Annotated in this window: 15 protein-coding genes; 9 read left to right on the top strand and 6 right to left on the bottom strand. The window is 59.9% G+C overall.

Annotated elements, in window-relative coordinates; genetic code table 11:
- Position 1 precedes the first annotated feature (1 nt).
- Both AC2FLG_RS15570 and AC2FLG_RS15575 read right to left on the bottom strand, forming a co-directional pair.
- Positions 2–940, bottom strand: a complete 939-nt coding sequence (locus AC2FLG_RS15570; RefSeq protein ID WP_496706935.1) for a DMT family transporter — start codon at positions 938–940, stop codon at positions 2–4.
- 112 nt (positions 941–1,052) lie between these two features.
- Positions 1,053–1,484, bottom strand: coding sequence for a group III truncated hemoglobin (locus AC2FLG_RS15575; RefSeq protein WP_142638539.1), 432 nt, complete (start codon positions 1,482–1,484; stop codon positions 1,053–1,055).
- 165 nt (positions 1,485–1,649) lie between these two features.
- Between AC2FLG_RS15575 and AC2FLG_RS15580 the strand changes: the two genes are divergently transcribed.
- Positions 1,650–2,117 (top strand): DUF1203 domain-containing protein, encoded by a 468-nt coding sequence (locus AC2FLG_RS15580; protein ID WP_496706937.1) that lies wholly within the window; start codon positions 1,650–1,652, stop codon positions 2,115–2,117.
- On the opposite strand, the gene AC2FLG_RS15585 is transcribed toward AC2FLG_RS15580, so the two are convergent.
- Complete coding sequence (locus AC2FLG_RS15585) at positions 2,114–3,106, bottom strand: ABC transporter ATP-binding protein (RefSeq protein ID WP_496703582.1); 993 nt, start codon at positions 3,104–3,106, stop codon at positions 2,114–2,116. The two genes, AC2FLG_RS15580 and AC2FLG_RS15585, sit on opposite strands and share 4 nt — an antisense overlap.
- Positions 3,107–3,193: 87 nt before the next feature.
- Here AC2FLG_RS15585 and AC2FLG_RS15590 point away from each other — a divergent pair, with 87 nt between their 5' ends.
- From AC2FLG_RS15590 to polA, 3 genes are all read left to right on the top strand, one after another.
- Positions 3,194–3,373 carry a zinc-finger domain-containing protein gene (locus AC2FLG_RS15590; RefSeq protein ID WP_142638543.1) on the top strand — a complete coding sequence of 60 codons (180 nt, stop codon included), beginning with the start codon at positions 3,194–3,196 and terminating at the stop codon, positions 3,371–3,373.
- A 411-nt stretch (positions 3,374–3,784) separates the two neighbouring features.
- Positions 3,785–4,252, top strand: a complete 468-nt coding sequence (locus AC2FLG_RS15595; RefSeq protein WP_281973333.1) for a hypothetical protein — start codon at positions 3,785–3,787, stop codon at positions 4,250–4,252.
- A 70-nt stretch (positions 4,253–4,322) separates the two neighbouring features.
- Positions 4,323–7,121: a DNA polymerase I gene (gene polA / locus AC2FLG_RS15600; protein ID WP_496706939.1), complete on the top strand. Its 2,799-nt coding sequence runs from the start codon at positions 4,323–4,325 to the stop codon at positions 7,119–7,121.
- 42 nt (positions 7,122–7,163) lie between these two features.
- Here polA and AC2FLG_RS15605 read toward each other — a convergent pair whose 3' ends face one another.
- Both AC2FLG_RS15605 and AC2FLG_RS15610 read right to left on the bottom strand, forming a co-directional pair.
- Positions 7,164–7,394 (bottom strand): DUF2798 domain-containing protein, encoded by a 231-nt coding sequence (locus AC2FLG_RS15605; protein WP_281973331.1) that lies wholly within the window; start codon positions 7,392–7,394, stop codon positions 7,164–7,166.
- Positions 7,395–7,465: 71 nt separating this feature from the next.
- Positions 7,466–8,221 carry a hydroxypyruvate isomerase family protein gene (locus AC2FLG_RS15610; RefSeq protein WP_496706942.1) on the bottom strand — a complete coding sequence of 252 codons (756 nt, stop codon included), beginning with the start codon at positions 8,219–8,221 and terminating at the stop codon, positions 7,466–7,468.
- A 178-nt stretch (positions 8,222–8,399) separates the two neighbouring features.
- Between AC2FLG_RS15610 and AC2FLG_RS15615 the strand changes: the two genes are divergently transcribed.
- On the top strand, positions 8,400–9,344 hold the full coding sequence (locus tag AC2FLG_RS15615) for a DMT family transporter (RefSeq protein ID WP_496706943.1): 945 nt from the start codon (positions 8,400–8,402) through the stop codon (positions 9,342–9,344).
- On the opposite strand, the gene AC2FLG_RS15620 is transcribed toward AC2FLG_RS15615, so the two are convergent.
- Positions 9,327–9,902 carry a DUF1285 domain-containing protein gene (locus tag AC2FLG_RS15620; RefSeq protein ID WP_281973328.1) on the bottom strand — a complete coding sequence of 192 codons (576 nt, stop codon included), beginning with the start codon at positions 9,900–9,902 and terminating at the stop codon, positions 9,327–9,329. The genes AC2FLG_RS15615 and AC2FLG_RS15620 overlap by 18 nt on opposite strands.
- A gap of 64 nt (positions 9,903–9,966) precedes the next feature.
- Here AC2FLG_RS15620 and AC2FLG_RS15625 point away from each other — a divergent pair, with 64 nt between their 5' ends.
- From AC2FLG_RS15625 to AC2FLG_RS15640, 4 genes are read left to right on the top strand one after another with little or no spacing between them, the layout of a single operon-like run.
- Entirely contained in the window at positions 9,967–10,974 is a 1,008-nt protein-coding gene (locus tag AC2FLG_RS15625; protein ID WP_271951824.1) for an AAA family ATPase, read from the top strand.
- The gene (locus AC2FLG_RS15630; RefSeq protein ID WP_496706945.1) at positions 10,971–11,846 is read left to right on the top strand and encodes a DUF58 domain-containing protein; all 876 of its coding nucleotides are present in this window, start codon (positions 10,971–10,973) and stop codon (positions 11,844–11,846) included. The genes AC2FLG_RS15625 and AC2FLG_RS15630 overlap by 4 nt, the downstream gene beginning before the upstream one ends.
- Positions 11,843–14,605 carry a DUF4159 domain-containing protein gene (locus AC2FLG_RS15635; RefSeq protein ID WP_496706946.1) on the top strand — a complete coding sequence of 921 codons (2,763 nt, stop codon included), beginning with the start codon at positions 11,843–11,845 and terminating at the stop codon, positions 14,603–14,605. Before AC2FLG_RS15630 ends, AC2FLG_RS15635 begins: the two co-directional genes overlap by 4 nt.
- On the top strand, positions 14,602–16,644 hold the full coding sequence (locus tag AC2FLG_RS15640; protein ID WP_496706948.1) for a hypothetical protein: 2,043 nt from the start codon (positions 14,602–14,604) through the stop codon (positions 16,642–16,644). The genes AC2FLG_RS15635 and AC2FLG_RS15640 overlap by 4 nt, the downstream gene beginning before the upstream one ends.
- Positions 16,645–16,956: the final 312 nt, after the last annotated feature.

A 16,956-nucleotide genomic window follows, 5' to 3' on the forward strand; every position in this document is an offset into this window, starting at 1 on the left:
GTCATTCTCCTGGTCGCGTCGCCCCTGTATCCGAACGCGGTGAGCGAACCCGCAGAACCGGGGTATTGACCGAGGTGGTGTTCGACCGGCTCTCGCGCCAGACGACGAAGACACCAGATGCGATGATGATGCTGGCGCCGACGGCAACCCAGCCGTCTGGCTTTTCGCCGAAAAACGCCATGCCAAAGATCGTGGCCCAGATGATCTGGCTGTATTGGCTGGGGGCGATGACCCCCGCTGGCGCGGCACGATAAGCCAGAATAATCAGGTGTTGGGCAATGACAGAAAACACTCCGACCAGTGCCATCATGGCCAGATGCAACAGGGACGGAGGTTGATAAACGGCCGGTTGCGCGATGCTCATGACCACTATGGCCAGCAGCATCGGATAAAGGATCAGAACGGCCGAGCGTTCCTCATTGCCGATCTTACGGACCAGAACTGACGCGAAGGCGCTGCAGAACGCGGCCGTCAGCGCCGCCAGATGGCCTAGCGTGATGTCCGTGGTACCCGGACGCAGAACGATCAACACGCCGATCAGGCCCACGCCAACCGCGGCCCAACGCTGGGCGCGGACCACCTCGCCCAATATGGGGATCGACAGGACCGTGACGATCAGCGGGAAAGAGAACAGGAGTGAATATACCTCGGCCAAAGGCAGGACCGAAAAGGAATAAAATGCGCAGGACATGCCTGTGACCATCAACCCCGACCGCAGCAGGACCAGCCAGGGATGGTGCGGAAGGAAGTTGCCGGTAGAGCGGTCTGTCAGGATTGTCACGGCCATCGGCACAAAGGAAAACAGCGTGGCGAAAAAGATGATTTGCATCACCGAATAGGTTCCGCCCAGCACCTTGATCAGAGCATCGTGGCTGGCAAAGACAGCAAAGCCCAGAAACGCATAGCCAAGGCCCCTGAGGGTGGTGTTTTGAGTGCTCATCGGTCTGGCCTTGGGCAGCGGAATGGTGGGTTCATCCGTTGCATAAACCCATTTTTCAGAGTCTGATAGCCCTTATTTTACCGCTAACATGGCAACCGGCCATGATCTGAGATCATCGCAGGATCGGTGGCGCGTCCTTTGGCTGGCGCGCGGATTGTACACCCACTTTCATCCCTACGCCGATGCGCCGGGCCAGCGCCACCCAGGGCAGCGCGGTTTCTGCGGGCAGGGTACTATGGGCCACCTCCTCGAACAGGTCCAGCCAATGATCGAACAATTCGGGCCTGATATCAGGCCTTTCGATGTGAATACGCTGCGGATTTCCGTCATAACAACGCTCATGCAGAATGGCGTTGCGCCAGAACGCGGCGATCTTGTTCTCGTGCGGGGGCCAGTCGCTGACATGGTTTGCAAAGACCGGCGCCAGTGCCTCGTCCTGCCGGACGCGGGCGTAGAATGCGCTCACCTGCGACATGATCTGTTCAGCGGTGGCGGGAAACCTCGGAGGAATTCCTGGGCGGGCAGGAGAGGTAGGTTTGGACATGGGCGTTCCGAAACTGAATTGCGTCCCGTTCAGATCGGATTGTAGCCCGTGCTGTCAAGCCACGGCGCGTATATGTCGCGCTGTCTCAAAGAAGCGTTTGCGCAGGAAACGGGTCGGTTCCCCTCGCCGGGTCAGGCATCTTTTGTACAAAGAAGGAGACCTAACATGCACAAAATATCTGCCCTCCCCACCGCTCAGGTTCAAGCCTATCGCCAAGGTGCGCCTGATGGTTATGGCAACCCGCCCGAACGGGCGATATCGAACGGGGAAGGAAACCCCTGCCGTCATTGCCTGACCTATATTCCCAGGGGAAAGGAAATGCTGGTGCTGGCGCACCGGCCATTTCCAGCGACACAACCTTTTGCTGAAACCGGGCCGATTTACCTTTGTGTAGAGCCTTGTCAGCGCTATGAGGATCTCACCAACCTGCCCGAGGCGCTGACCGCCTCAACCACTTATCTGATTAAAGGGTACGGATCGGACGACAGGATTGTTTACGGCACCGGGATCATTACGCCGCAGGCGGAATTGCAAAACGCTGCCGGGGATATCTTTGCCCGCGCGGATGTCGCCTATATCCACATCAGATCCGCGTCGAATAACTGCTATCACGCGCGGATCGACCGCGCCTAAAGCTTAACCCGGTGCAATCCCCGGCGCGGCTGATCAAGATCAGCTGCCGGGACATCGCCAGCCCGGGTCGAGGTCAGGGCCAGGAACACATCCTCAAGATCCGCTTCTTCGGTGCGGACGTCGCGGATGCGGATGCCCACGGCCCTGACGGATTCCAGAACCTGTTCGGCACTGGTCTGGGCACTGCGATAGCGCAGCACCAGGCTGCCATCGTCGCGCAGTGTGGCCTCGACTCCCTCGGCCGCAGGCAGTTCAGTGACGGGGCCATCCGGAATAATTACCATCGTCCGGCCATCCATGCGGCTCAGCAGGTCTGCCGTGCTGTCCTGTGCGATCTTTTCGCCATGATTGATGATGGCGATCTGGTCGCACATCTCCTGTGCTTCTTCCAGGTAATGCGTCGTCAGGATGATGGTCATGCCCTGCTGGTTCAGCTTGCGCACGTTGGCCCAGAGCATTTGGCGCAGCTCGATATCCACGCCCGCTGTGGGTTCGTCCAGAACCAGCACTTTGGGGTTATGCACCAAAGCCTTGGCCAACAGCAACCGGCGCCGCATCCCGCCGGACAGGGTGCGGGCATAGGCCTCGGCCTTGTCGCTGAGGCCAACCAGTTCGAGGATTTCATCACTGCGCCGCTGCGCCTTTGGTACACCATATAGGCCAGCCTGAACCTCCAAAGCACCGCGCGGAGTAAAGAACGGGTCCAGGTTCAGCTCTTGCGGCATAACGCCGATGGCAGCGCGAGATTGGCGCGGGTTGCGGTCTTGGTCATGACCCCAGATCGACACATGGCCAGCCGATTTCACCACCAACCCGGCCAGAATGTTGATCAGGGTCGATTTCCCGGCCCCGTTCGGCCCCAGCAATCCAAAGACTGAACCGCGCGGGATTGTCAGGTCGATACCCTTCAGCGCCTGCTTTTCAGGCTGGCCCTTGCTGCCGCGATAGGTCTTGCGCAGCCCTTCGATCCTGATTGCCGCATTGTCCATGTGGCTCTTGCCCCCGGTTTGCTCATCGCTCATAAACGCACCTAATGCATGCCCGCGAGGCCGACAACCAGTGAAGGATCGCCAGCCGTGACAATCGAAGCGCCGGAAACCAAGATCGTCGAAACCTCTCGTGTCGCCTGTGATGGCGGCGAAGGTGCATTGGGCCACCCACGTGTTTGGTTACAGATCCCCGAAGACACCGGCTGGGTCGAGTGCCCCTATTGCGACTGCAAATTTGTCTTAAAAGGGCACGAGGCCAGCGCCTGATTGTGCAAAGCCGCGGGCAGGTTTGGCCTCTGCCTGATCATTGGAGCTGTTGGCTATTTTCTGGCCGCCGCTATCGGAATGCTTCTAACCGGATCGGGAAATCGGGCGAAGGGCGATGATACGATCGAAATCACCTGGTCAGCGGGCCGATCTACAGGCCTCCTGGGTGCCGGGTTTTTTCGACCGAAATCAGTTTTAAGGCCAGAGGGCGTTTCAACGCGCTGCGAACCTGCCATGTCTGGGCCGGTGAGGTGCTGTGGGCTGCGAATGAAGACTTCGGCACAAGGATGCCATTGCCTTACTCGATCACTTTGTCCCGCTTGATAAACCAATCCGGCAAGGTCTAACCTGCCCAACTAATGTCGTGTTCTGACGATAGCTTTGCGCCGGCTCAATGGAGGAAGTGTGTTGATGGACGCCAGTATCCAAAATACCAACCAACCGGTCTTCGGATGGATTGGTTTTAGTGTTTCCGCGATGGCCCTGTTGGGCGCCCTGTTCCTGTTCTGGGCCGGGCCATTCGCACCGCAACAATCGACTGGCGTGTCTTTGGGAGAGCTTGCAGCCGAGCTTGGAAAATCCACCCTGCGCTCGGCCGCCGGGCTGGACCAACCCGAGCCGGTGGCCCGGGTCCGTGATCTGGACGACTTTCTGCAGATCGGCGTAGCCCTTTTGGGAGGATTGGCCGTCATCCTGTCGGCCATAGGCATTCTGCGCCACGAAAAACTGCGCCCGGCCATTGCGGGTATCGCAATCGGCATCGGCGCAATCCTGTTTCAGTTCTTTGCTTTTGCGTTTTTCGCTTTCCTCGGTGTGCTGGTCATCATGGCGCTGCTCAACAGCTTTTCGGATGTATTTGGCGGCCTGTTCGGCGGATAGTTCACCTTCTGTACTGGTCACCCGTGCGCCCCTGTGGCAGAACCATCCCTGACCGACAGGGAGCGCGCGCATGAGCAATTTCGGAAAAGGGTGTCACCTTCATCTTATTGACGGATCGGCCTTTATCTTCAGGGCCTATCACGCGCTGCCGCCGCTGACGCGGAAGTCCGATGGGTTGCCGATTGGGGCCGTGTCGGGCTTTTGCAACATGCTGCAGAAATATGTCGAAGGAAACACCGGGCCAGACGCGCCGACGCATGTGGCGGTGATTTTTGACAAGGGCTCTCATACGTTCCGCAATGACATGTATGACCTCTACAAGGCCAACCGCGAGGCCATGCCCGAGGATCTGCGCCCTCAGATGCCCCTGACCCGCGAGGCGACCCGCGCCTTCAATATCGCCTGCAAAGAGCTTGAGGGCTATGAGGCCGACGACATCATTGCCACCCTTGCCATACAGGCGCGTGAGGCCGGTGGTCGCGTCACGATCGTCAGTTCCGACAAGGACCTGATGCAGCTGGTCGGCGATGGGGTCGAAATGCTGGATGCGATGAAGAACAAACGCATCGACCGCGATGGCGTGTTCGAGAAATTCGGCGTCGGGCCTGAACGTGTGGTGGACGTGCAGGCGCTGGCCGGGGACAGCGTGGACAATGTGCCGGGGGCCCCGGGCATTGGGATCAAGACGGCGGCGCTTTTGATCAATGAATTTGGTGATCTGGAAACCCTGCTGGACCGCGCCGAAGAGATCAAACAACCCAAACGCCGCCAGACCCTGATCGACAAACGCGACCAGATTGAGCTGTCGAAAAGACTGGTGCAGTTGGATGAGAACACGCCGCTGGATTTCACCTTAGACGATCTTGAGGTGCAAGACCCTGAACCGGACACTCTGCTGGGCTTTCTGGCTGAGATGGAGTTCCGCACCCTCACCAAGCGCATAGCGGACAAGCTGGGGGCCGAGGCACCGGTGATTGCAGACGCGCCTGCGCCCGTTGCAGATGTGGCCGAGGCTGAAGACATTCCATTCGACGCGTCGAAGTATGAATGCGTCCGCGACGCGGGGGCTTTGCAGAAATGGATAGACCAGGCCTATGAGCGTGGCTGGGTTGCAGTGGACACCGAGACCACCGGGCTGAACGAGATGATCGCAGATCTGGTTGGCATTTCGCTCTGCATTGAGGCGGGCGAGGCCTGTTATATCCCATTGATCCATCGTCAAAGCGCCACCGACGATCTGTTCGGCTCGGACGCGCTGGCCGAGGGGCAAATGCCGATTGAACAGGCTCTAACACTGATAAAACCGATGTTAGAGGACCCGTCGATCCTCAAGATCGGGCAAAACATGAAATACGATGCCAAGATTTTTGCCCGCTATGGCGTGGATGTGGCGCCGATTGATGACACGATGTTGATGTCCTATGCGATGCATGGCGGCGAGCATGGGCATGGCATGGACACCCTGTCCGAGCGTTATCTGAACCACACGCCGATTCCGATCAAACCGCTGCTGGGATCCGGCAAATCGGCGATCACATTCGACAAGGTTCCGATTGATGAAGCGACCGCCTATGCGGCCGAGGACGCTGATATAACGCTGCGCCTGTGGAAACTGTTCAAGCCGCAACTGCATCAGGTGCAGGTGACGACCGTCTATGAAACGTTGGAACGCCCGCTGGTGCCGGTTCTGGCCGAAATGGAGATGCATGGTATCAAGGTTGACCGCGATGTCCTCAGCCGCATGTCCAACGCGTTTGCCCAGAAAATGGCCGGGTTAGAGGCTGAAATCCACGAATTGGCTGGTGAAAGCTTCAATGTCGGCTCGCCCGCTCAGCTGGGCGAGATTCTGTTCGACAAGATGGGTCTGGAAGGCGGCAAGAAGGGCAAGACCGGAAAATATTCAACCGGGGCCGATATCCTTGAGGATCTGGCGACCGAGCATGAATTGCCGCGTCGGGTGCTGGATTGGCGTCAGCTGTCGAAACTGAAATCGACCTATACGGACGCGCTGCAGACCCATATCAACCCCGATACGGGCCGGGTACATACGTCCTATTCGATCACCGGGGCGAACACCGGTCGTTTGGCCTCGACCGATCCGAACCTGCAGAACATCCCCGTGCGCACCGAGGAAGGTCGTCGCATCCGCGAGGCGTTCATTGCCGAACCGGGAAATGTGCTGGTCAGCCTCGACTATAGCCAGATCGAGCTGCGCATTCTGGCGCATATTGCCGATATTCCGGCCTTGAAGCAGGCGTTTACCGATGGGCTGGACATTCACGCCATGACTGCGTCGGAAATGTTCGACGTGCCGCTGGATGAGATGATGCCGGATATTCGCCGTCAGGCCAAGGCGATCAACTTCGGTGTGATCTATGGCATCTCGGGTTTTGGTCTGGCGCGCAACCTGCGCATTCCACGGGCCGAGGCGCAGGGCTTCATCGACCGCTATTTCGAACGCTTCCCCGGCATTCGGACCTATATGGACGACACCGTCGCCTTTGCCAAAGAGAATGGCTATGTGCAGACCCTATTCGGGCGCAAAATCCATACGCCCGAAATCAATGCCAAGGGGCCGCATGCCGGATTTTCGCGTCGGGCAGCGATCAACGCTCCGATTCAAGGCACCGCGGCCGACGTGATCCGCCGCGCGATGGTGCGGATGCCGGATGCGATCCAGGGCCTGCCCGCAAAGATGCTGCTGCAGGTGCATGACGAATTGCTGTTCGAAGTGGCCGAGGACGCTGTTGACCCGCTGATCAACGCGGCGCGTGACATCATGGAGGGCGCATCCGACCCGGCGGTGAAACTGGACGTCAAGCTGAGCGTGGATGCGGGCCAGGGCGCAAACTGGGCCGAGGCGCACTAGCAACGCCTCTCATCAGGCCCGGCGGGCCCTCTTCGCGGCGGGTCAGCCCTGCGGTCTGACCATGCGGTTGACCATCCGTTGCACGCTGGGTCCCAGCAGCAGGATGACCGTAAAGGCGATGGGCCAGCAAAAGGCCCATGAGCTCATCCAGTCGCCCAGTGTGTTGGGGCCGAAACCGATGGCCTTGGCTGTGGCGATGCCGGTGACGATACAGGACATCAGGCCTGACATGATCAGGCTGAACAGGGCGCGGGCATAGCGGGCAGGGATCATCCGGGCATCCTTGGTCTGTGGTTGCCTTGATCTGCGCTATTTTTCCGGGATATTCCAGTGCGGACGGACAATCAAAGATGCATCCAGCCGAGTGTATCGGCGGTACGTTGGATCGAGGGCTGATATTCGGCACTGACCCAGCCGGTGTAGCCGCTGTCATCAATCGCTCGGAACAACTCGGCAAAATTCATCTCACCTCGACCGGGCTCTGAGCGATCCGGTGCCGCTCCGATCTGGGCATGCACGATGCGGGCTTGGAACTGCTGCCAGACCTGCAACGCGTTGCCATGGATCATCTGGGCGTGAAAACTGTCATATTGCAGACCAACATTGGGCCGGTTCACACGATCCAAAACCTCGGCGGCCAGATCGTAAGAGTTCAGGAAATATTCAGGCTGTGACACCGGGTTGAGCGGTTCGATCGTGAACGGCTGTTGGGGCGCGTGGTCTGCTGCCCATTGCAGGTTTGGAACAAAGCAATCCATAGCATCCGCGCCCGAGGAATATCCGGACATGATGTGGATTTTTTCGGGCCGCAGCGCCTGAGCATAGCGTAGAACGCGGCGGATGTCGGACTGGAACCGCGCCTCACCGCCCGGAACGGCGGCATATCCGGGAGTGCCGCCGGTGTAGTTGGGTGGCGGCGCGTTGATCAGCACCAGGTCGAGCCCATTAGCCAGCAGGGCACGGCAGGTTTCCTTGGTAGCCAGATCATAGGGAAACAGAACCTCAACCGCCTTGAACCCGGCCTGCGCGGCGGCCTGAAACCGGTCGAGATAGGGCAGTTCGGCAAAGAGCAGTGAGATATTTGCAGCGAATTTGGGCATGGATGGCCTTTGCGTGTCTGTTCGCCGGACCATATCGGTCGGGTGATTTCAGCGAAAGGGACTGAAAACGACAGATTGTCGAAAATCTGCCAGATCACCCGGTTTAATTCAGTGACGTTCGGGACAATGCGGCGAATCATTTCTGGCGCCGCTTTGACCAGAGGTATGACCCATGGCAATGAGCCCTGACCCCGTGCGCGGGACCGATATTTCTATGTCCGCCGACCGCAACTCCGCCTTGTCTGGCAACGGGTTGGCGGTTGCCTCGATGCTGGCATGGGCCGCAGGCTTTCCGGCGGCGGAGGTCTTGTTGCAAAGCTGGTCGCCAGTGGGCTTGCTGGCGGCACGTCTGGGTCTGGCGGTTTTGGTGCTGCTGCCGATCTGGCTGATGCTGGACGGTCCCAGTCGTATTCTAAGGGCCAGATGGGGATGGGCCATGATCGTCGGAGCTTTTGGCTTTGGCTGCCCGATGTTCCTGCTGATCCTGGCGCAAAAGCTGACCGATCCGGTAACCGTCGTCATCATCGCCTCTTGCGCGCCACTAATCGCAACCCTGCTGGAGCTTAAGGCGGGCACACGTCGGCTGAGCTGGAATTTTGGCCTAGGCGTTCTGGTTTCAATTATCGGCGGGCTGATCGCCACCAGCGCCGTCGCCCCGGCGCAGCTGGGCCTTGGGGCCTTATGCGCGGTCGTGTCGGTCGTCTTTTTCAGCTGGGGCAGCATGACCACAGCGCGCGATTTCCCCGAACTCAGCCAGACCGGGCGCGCGACGATCACGTTGATCGGGGGCTTTGCCATGGCCGTGATCTTGTGCTTTGCCGCTGGGTTGCTGGGCATGGAGGTGATGCCTGAGGTTGCCATCGACGCGCAGCAGATCGGGATGCTGGGGATTTACGCGCTGATTTCGCTGGGGCTGAGCCAGATCCTGTTCGTTGCTTCGGTTGGAAAGCTGGGCGTGGCGCTGGCCTCGTTCCATATGAACATCGCGCCATTTTACGTGATGCTGATCATGATTGTGCTGGGGGATGAGTGGAATTCAACCCGCGCGCTGGGCGCGGGCATCGTGGCGGTCGCCGTTGTTCTGGCGCAGGATCGCAGGCCGCGCTCAGCCCAGATCGGCTGAGCGGATCAGCGGAAAGAACTGACCGCCTGACCATACCCCGAACCAGTCTTCATGGTCGGTGCCGATCTCGACCAGCCGGTAAAAGCTTTTGCGGTCAATGCGCGCCTCTAGATTTGCGCGGATCAGGATATAGGGCGAGGGTTCCTGGGTCTTCGGATCAAACTCAACACGGATCGGGTGATCCGGTCCGGCCTTGGCCGTGTCACCCACATGGGTGCTGAAAGTCAAAATCTGCGCCGCGCCTGAGCCTGTGGCATCAAAGTCGACAGCGACGAACGGGACATCCTCAACCGTGATTCCCACCTTTTCGACCGGGGTCACCAGGTAATATTTGCCTTCTTCTTTCTTAAGAATTGAGGAAAAAAGCTTCACAAGCTCGAACCTGTTGATGGGCGAGCCTAAATAACTCCAAGAACCATCTTTTGCGATCTTGATGTCCAGATCGCCACAAAACGGGGGATTCCACAGGTGAACAGGGGGTAAATCCCGTGTTTTCGCGGCTTTGACTGATGCCGCAATGCCATCAGGAGAAGGTGTCACAGGGATTTGTCCGCTCATTACTTTTGCCATTTCCTTTTCGCGCGATACACTTCAACCATACTCGTCCACGGAAGGGAAAGTCATGAGCGAACCTGCCGACCTCGTATCCGAGATCGAAGCGCTGGAAACTAAACTGCAAGAGGCCAAGGCCTCGATCACCCGACGCTTTATCGGGCAAGAGCGGGTCGTGGATCTGACGCTGGCCGCGCTGTTATGCGGCGGGCACGCATTGCTGATCGGATTGCCAGGGCTGGGCAAGACCCGGCTGGTTGAGACTTTGTCGACCGTGATGGGCCTGCATGGCAACCGTATCCAGTTCACGCCGGATCTGATGCCGGCTGATATTCTGGGGTCCGAGGTTCTGGATACGGCCGAGGATGGCAGTCGCCACTTCCGGTTCATTCCCGGACCGATCTTCTGCGAATTGCTGATGGCGGATGAGATCAACCGCGCCAGCCCGCGCACACAGTCGGCCTTGCTGCAAGCGATGCAGGAACGCACCGTCACCGTCGCGGGCGAGGATCGTGCGCTGGATGAGCCGTTTCACGTGCTGGCCACGCAGAACCCGATTGAACAAGAAGGCACCTATCCGCTGCCCGAGGCGCAGTTGGACCGCTTTTTGGTGCAGATTGACGTCGAATACCCGGATCGTCAGACCGAGCGGGATATCCTTCTGGCCACGACCGGTGTCGAAGAAGACGACGCTCATCAGATTTTCACCAAAGAGGAATTGCTGGCGGCGCAACTTCTGTTGCGCCGGATGCCGGTTGGCGAGTCTGTGGTCGAACTGATTCTGGATCTGGTCCGCGCATTCCGCCCCGGCGAAGCAGGCGTGTCCGATCGTGTGGCCGAAACCGTGGCCTGGGGCCCTGGCCCCCGCGCGGCGCAGGCGTTGATGATGACGGTGCGTGCCAACGCCATGTTGCAGGGGCGACTGGCCCCCAACGCCGAAGATGTTCTTGAGATGGCCCGCCCTGTCCTCAGCCATCGTATGGCGCTGAACTTTGCGGCCCGGGCGCGCGGTGACAGCCTGGCCGATCTGATTGACTCGACTGCACTTGGGCTGATCCGAACCGAGGCTGCGGCGTGAATGCCGGGCTGACCCTTCGTGAAAGATCCGAGGCCGAGGCATCTCGGTTGCCGCCCCTGTTGGCGCGGGCGGAACATCTGGCCGGAACCGTCCTGCTGGGTGACCATGGGCGTCGCCGATCCGGGATGGGCGATGATTTCTGGCAATACCGCCCGGCACAGATTGGCGACAGCCGCCGGATGATCGACCACCGCCGCTCGGCCCGTGGCGATCAACAATTTGTGCGCGAACGCGAATGGCAGATTGCCCAATCGGTGATGCTGTGGGTGGATCAGGGCGCGTCAATGCGCTTTGCCTCGGACGCTTCGCTGCCCACCAAGGCGGATCGCGCGCGTTTGCTGGGGCTGGCAACCTCGATCCTGCTGGCGCGCGGTGGTGAGCGTGTGGGCCTGACGGGCACAACTCTGCCGCCCCGGCGCGGCAACGCACAGATCATCCGGCTTGCGCAGGCCTGGTCCGAGGATGATCAAGCCGACTATGCGCCACCCGAGCACCGCGCCATGATCCCCCATGCGCGGGCGGTGTTCATCTCTGATTTTCTTGGCCCGATGGAAGAGGTTGAACTGGCACTGTCCAAAGCTGCGGATCGTGGCGTGCGCGGGGTGGTCCTGCAGGTGCTGGATCCCGGTGAAGAGAATTTCCCCTATCGCGGGCGTACCATTTTCGAAAGCGTGGGCGGCTCGGCCCGGCATGAAACGCTCAAGGCTTCTGATCTTCGCCACCGGTATCTTGCGCGCCTTGCCGAACGAAAGGATGCCTTGATGCGCTTGTGTCGGGTGACGGGATGGCAACTGGGGCTGCACCACACTGGCGACAGCGCACAGGCGGCTCTGTTATGGCTGTATCGCGCTTTGGACGGGGGCAGAGTATGACGGTTTTGGCTGGGATAGGCTTTACCGCGCCCTGGGTGTTGCTGGGATTGTTGACCCTGCCCATCCTGTGGCTGGTCCTGCGCGCTGTGCCGCCTGCGCCGATCCGGCGAATGTTTCCGGCCGTAACGCTGCTGCTGGGGCTGAAGGACGACGAGAGTGTTTCGGATCGGACACCATGGTGGCTGCTGCTGTTGCGAATGCTGGCGGCGGCGGCGATCATTATCGGTCTGGCCGGGCCGGTTTTGAATCCCTCGCGGGATCAGGTGGGTTCGGGGCCGCTGTTGTTGGTGCTGGATGCCAGCTGGGCAGGTGCAAGCGGCTGGCCATCGCTTCAGGACCAGCTTGATACGCAGCTGACCGAGGCCGGACGCGCCGGACGCACGGTGGCCTTGCTCAACTTGACGGAGCCAGAAGCCCCAGTCTTTCAGGCCGCCGAAGCGTGGCGGGGTCGGCTTCCGGGGGTGACTCCGATGCCCTGGCAACCAACTCAGCTGCAGATGGATCAGGTGCTCGATGTGCTGGATCAGCTTGATGGTGGTTTTGATACATATTGGTTCAGCGACGGTCTGGAATTTGCGGGTCGGGAAACGGTTCTGGCTGCGTTGCAATCGCGCGGGGAAGTGACCGTGTACCAGTTAGGCTCGCCTGTTTATGCGATTCTGCCCGCCGCCTATCAGGATGGTGTCATTCAACTGACGGCCCAACGCGCCACTGCTGGTCCGGAAGACACCCTGACCATTTTGGCACAGGGGCGCGATCCGGCGGGCGCAATGCGGGTTCTGCAATCCGCCAATGTCGTCTTTGCTGAAGGCGAAACGCTTGCTCAGGTGGAGCTGGCGCTGCCCTCGGAACTACGGGCCAGAATCACCCGGTTCGAGATTCAGGGCCAGCGGTCGGCGGGTGCCGTAACGCTGACCGATGACAGCCTGCGCAGGCGTGAGGTGGCCCTGCTTGCGGGCAGTTTGAACCGTGAAGGGTTGGAGCTGTTGTCGCCGCTTCATTATCTGACGCAGGTTCTGGTGCCGACCGCGGATTTTGTCGAGGGCGGGTTGATGGATGTGTTGCCCGCCAATCCGGATGTGATTGTTCTGGCGGATGTGGCGAAATTGGCCGAAGCGGAACAACTGGCGGTGACCGAATGGGTCGAACAGGGCGGGCTGCTATTGCGCTTTGCTGGGCCGCGCATGGCCGCCAGCGATCTGGGGCGGGATGTCGAGGATACTTTGCTGCCGGTGCGCCTGCGCAGCGGTGGCCGTTCGGTCGGCGGCGCGATGAGCTGGGGTGAGGCCAAAGGTCTGGCTCCGTTCCCCGAAACGTCTCCTTTCTACGGGCTGCGCGTGCCACCGGATGTTTCCGTGACCACACAGGTCATGGCGCAACCAGACCCTAATTTGGCTGATCGGGTGATTGCATCGCTGACGGATGGCACGCCTCTGGTCACGCGCAAGGCGTTGGGGTTGGGGCAGGTGGTGCTGTTCCATGTCACCGCTGATGCCGAATGGTCGAGCCTTCCCCTCTCGGGCCTGTTTGTCGAGATGCTGGACCGGCTCGCCGTTGCCTCGGCTGCGAAATCCCGGGAAGAATCGCAACTACAGGGCACGACCTGGGAACCGCTGCAGGTCATGGATGGGTTCGGAGGTTTGTCGGATGCGGATAACCTGGCCGGTGTCGATGGGGTTGATCTGGCCTCGGGCGCAATCGGGCCGGACCTGCGGCCGGGCCTGTATGAAAGCGGCAAGCAAAAACTGGCGCTGAATGTACTGGATGCGGATACGGTGCTGACGCCAGCCATCTGGCCATCTGATGTGCCGATCAAAGGGCAGGAAATCAGCGCCGAAACGCCGGTCGGGGGCATTTTGCTTAGCCTCACGCTGATCTTGCTGACGGTGGACGTCATTGCGTCACTTCTGTTGTCGGGGCGACTTGGGCTGGCCCGGGCCGCGGCGATGGCGCTGGGTGCGTTGCTGATTGCACCTGACCTTCAGGCTCAGACGCCCGAGGAAACCGATTTTGCCCTGATGGCAACGCAAGAGCTGGTACTGGCTCATGTCATGACCGGAAACGCGCAGGTTGACGATATCGCGGGCGCCGGGATGCGTGGCTTGGCGCAAACTTTGTTCTTCCGCACTTCGGTCGAACCGGCAGAGCCCATCGGCGTTGATCTGGAACGGGACGAGCTGGCGTTTTTCCCGCTGCTGTACTGGCCGATCACGCCGGAACAGCCGCAACCCTCGGACGAAGCCTATGCCAAGCTGAATGCCTATCTCCGCTCGGGCGGCATGATCCTGTTCGACACGCGCGACGCGGATGTGGCGCGTTTCGGTGCAGCAAGCCCCAATGGCCGCAAGCTGCAACAACTGGCCGCCCCGCTGAATATCCCTTCGTTAGAGCCTGTTCCGGATGACCATGTTCTGACGCGGGCCTTCTATTTGCTGCAGGATTTCCCGGGCCGATATGCTGGTACCGAGATTTGGGTCGAAGCCGCCCCGCCGGATGCGGAACAGATCGACGGCATGCCGTTCCGCAACCTAAACGACAATGTGACACCGGTAGTGATCGGCGGGAATGACTGGGCCGGGGCCTGGGCCGTCGACCGAAACGGGCAGGCCTTGTTGCCGGTCGGGCGCGGATATGCCGGTGAGCGGCAGCGGGAATTGGCCAATCGGTTTGGCGTCAATCTGGTGATGCATGTGCTGACCGGGAATTACAAATCGGATCAGGTCCATGTGCCTGCGCTGCTGGACAGGTTGGGACAATGACCGGAACCGTTATCTTTGACCCTCTGATTCCGTGGCCCGTTCTGATGGTCGTTGCCGCGATTGCCATATCAGGCGTTGTTCTAGCCCTGTGGCGGGGCCTGTCTGGCTGGGCTTTGCGCGGGTTGGCCGCCCTGGTCGTGATCGCGGCCATGGCGGGGCCTGTTTATCAGGTCGAAGATCGCACTCCGCTGACCGAAATCGTGGTGATGATCGAGGATGAAAGCGCCAGCCAGACCCTGTCCGATCGCCCGGAACAGACAGCACAGGCCGCTGCCGAACTGGCGGCTGAGATCGACGCGCGCGACAATACCGAGCTGCGCCGGATCCAGGTGGGTGACAGCGATGGGGATGAGGGCACACAGGTCATGGCTGCGCTGAACAAAGTCCTGGCCGAGGAACCCCGTGCGCGCATTGCGGGGATCCTCGTGGTTTCGGACGGGATCGTGCATGACGTTGATCAGGCCCCTGACCTGCCTGCACCGATGCACTTGTTGCAGACTGGGCGGGCCAGCGACTGGGACCGCCGTCTGATCGTCCGCAATGCACCGGCTTTTGCCATTATCGGAGAGCCGGTCACGCTGACGTTGCGGGTTGAGGATAGCGGCGCAGTTCCTGTTGCAGCTGCGAATGCGCCTTTGGAAATTTCGGTTGATGGCAATGCGCCAGAACATTTCACCATTCCAATCGGTGTCGATGTCGAGCTACCGGTCAAGCTGTCCCATGGCGGGCGGAATGTCATCCAGTTTACCGTACCCGGCGTCGAAGGAGAGTTGACCGACCGCAACAACACCGCACTGATTCAGATGAATGGTGTGCGCGACCGTCTGCGGGTGCTGCTGGTTTCGGGTGAACCGCATCCCGGTGGACGGACCTGGCGGAACCTTCTGAAATCCGACAGCTCGGTCGATCTGGTGCATTTCACGATCCTGCGACCGCCTGAAAAGCAGGATGGTGTGCCTGTGGACGAGTTGTCTTTGATCGCTTTTCCGACTCGAGAACTGTTTCTGGAAAAGATCAACGATTTCGATCTGATCATCTTTGATCGCTATAAGCGGCGCGGTATTCTGCCTGCGGTCTATCTGGAGAATGTCACCAATTACATCAATGATGGTGGTGCGGTTCTGATTGCGGCTGGTCCTGATTTTGCCAGCGCCGACAGTATCTTCCGCTCGCCGCTGGCGCCGATTCTTCCGGCGCAGCCCACCGCGCGGGTCATCGAAGAACGCTTTGTCCCCACAGTTACAGATATGGGGCACCGGCACCCGGTGACCACGGATCTGGGCGATTCCGAGCATTGGGGTGCATGGTTGCGCCAGGTTGATGTCCTGTTCCGATCAGGTGAAACGCTGATGACCGGCGTCGATGACCGGCCGCTGCTGGTGCTGGACCGGGTCGGAGAGGGGCGCGTGGCAATGCTGGCCTCTGACCACGCTTGGCTCTGGAGCCGTGGCTTCGACGGCGGTGGTCCGCAGCTTGAACTGCTGCGGCGATTGGCGCATTGGATGATGAAAGAACCCGAGCTTGAGGAAGAGGCTCTGTGGGCCGAAGCAAATGGTCAAATCATGCGCGTCATCCGTCAAACCCTGGGGGATGACGTCGGAACAGTTACCATCACGCAGCCCAATGGTGAGACACTTGAGGTGACGCTGAACGAAGTTTCTCCAGGGCGGTTCGAAGCTCAGATCTTCGGCCCCGAGATTGGCCTCTATCGTCTGCAAGAGGGTGAACATTCGGCGGTGATTGGGTTGGGCCCTGCGGCCCCCAAAGAATTTGAGCGTACGATTGCTACCGATCAGATCCTTGAGCCGGTTCTGGCCGAACTGCGCGGCGGTGTGATCCGGGTCGAGGACGGTTTGCCTTCGATCCGCAATGTCCGCGCTGGGCGGCCAGCATCGGGGCGCGGTTGGATCGGGCTGACCCCGCGCGATGCCTACCAGACCAGCTCTGTAACACAGGCTGGTGTTCTGCCGCCCTGGCTGGTGCTTTTGCTGGCCGGTGGTTTCCTTCTGGCGGGTTGGCTGCGCGAAGGTCGGCGTTAGGTCATTCGACCACAACGCTGATTGTGGCCCCATTCACCAGCATCATGTCATGGTAAAGCACCGTTTGAACCGGCTTTGCTGCGTCAGGTTTGTCGTGTAATCCCACACAATTTTTCTGATCTGAGCGCCTGTAGCGCATTCAGATACAGCAGATTTTGCGTTGAGTAGGAAAAGGCAGGTACCGGCGAGGCAGGCAGTTTTGGACGTTTGCGGCCTCTGAGCCTGCCATTGGTCTGTGGCAACAGGCACGGCTTAAACACTTTTTCACGCTCTGTCAGGATGCTGTGGGCAGATTGTACCGGGATCACCTTT

The sequence above is a fragment of the Ruegeria sp. CDSA193 genome, from assembly GCF_059611885.1.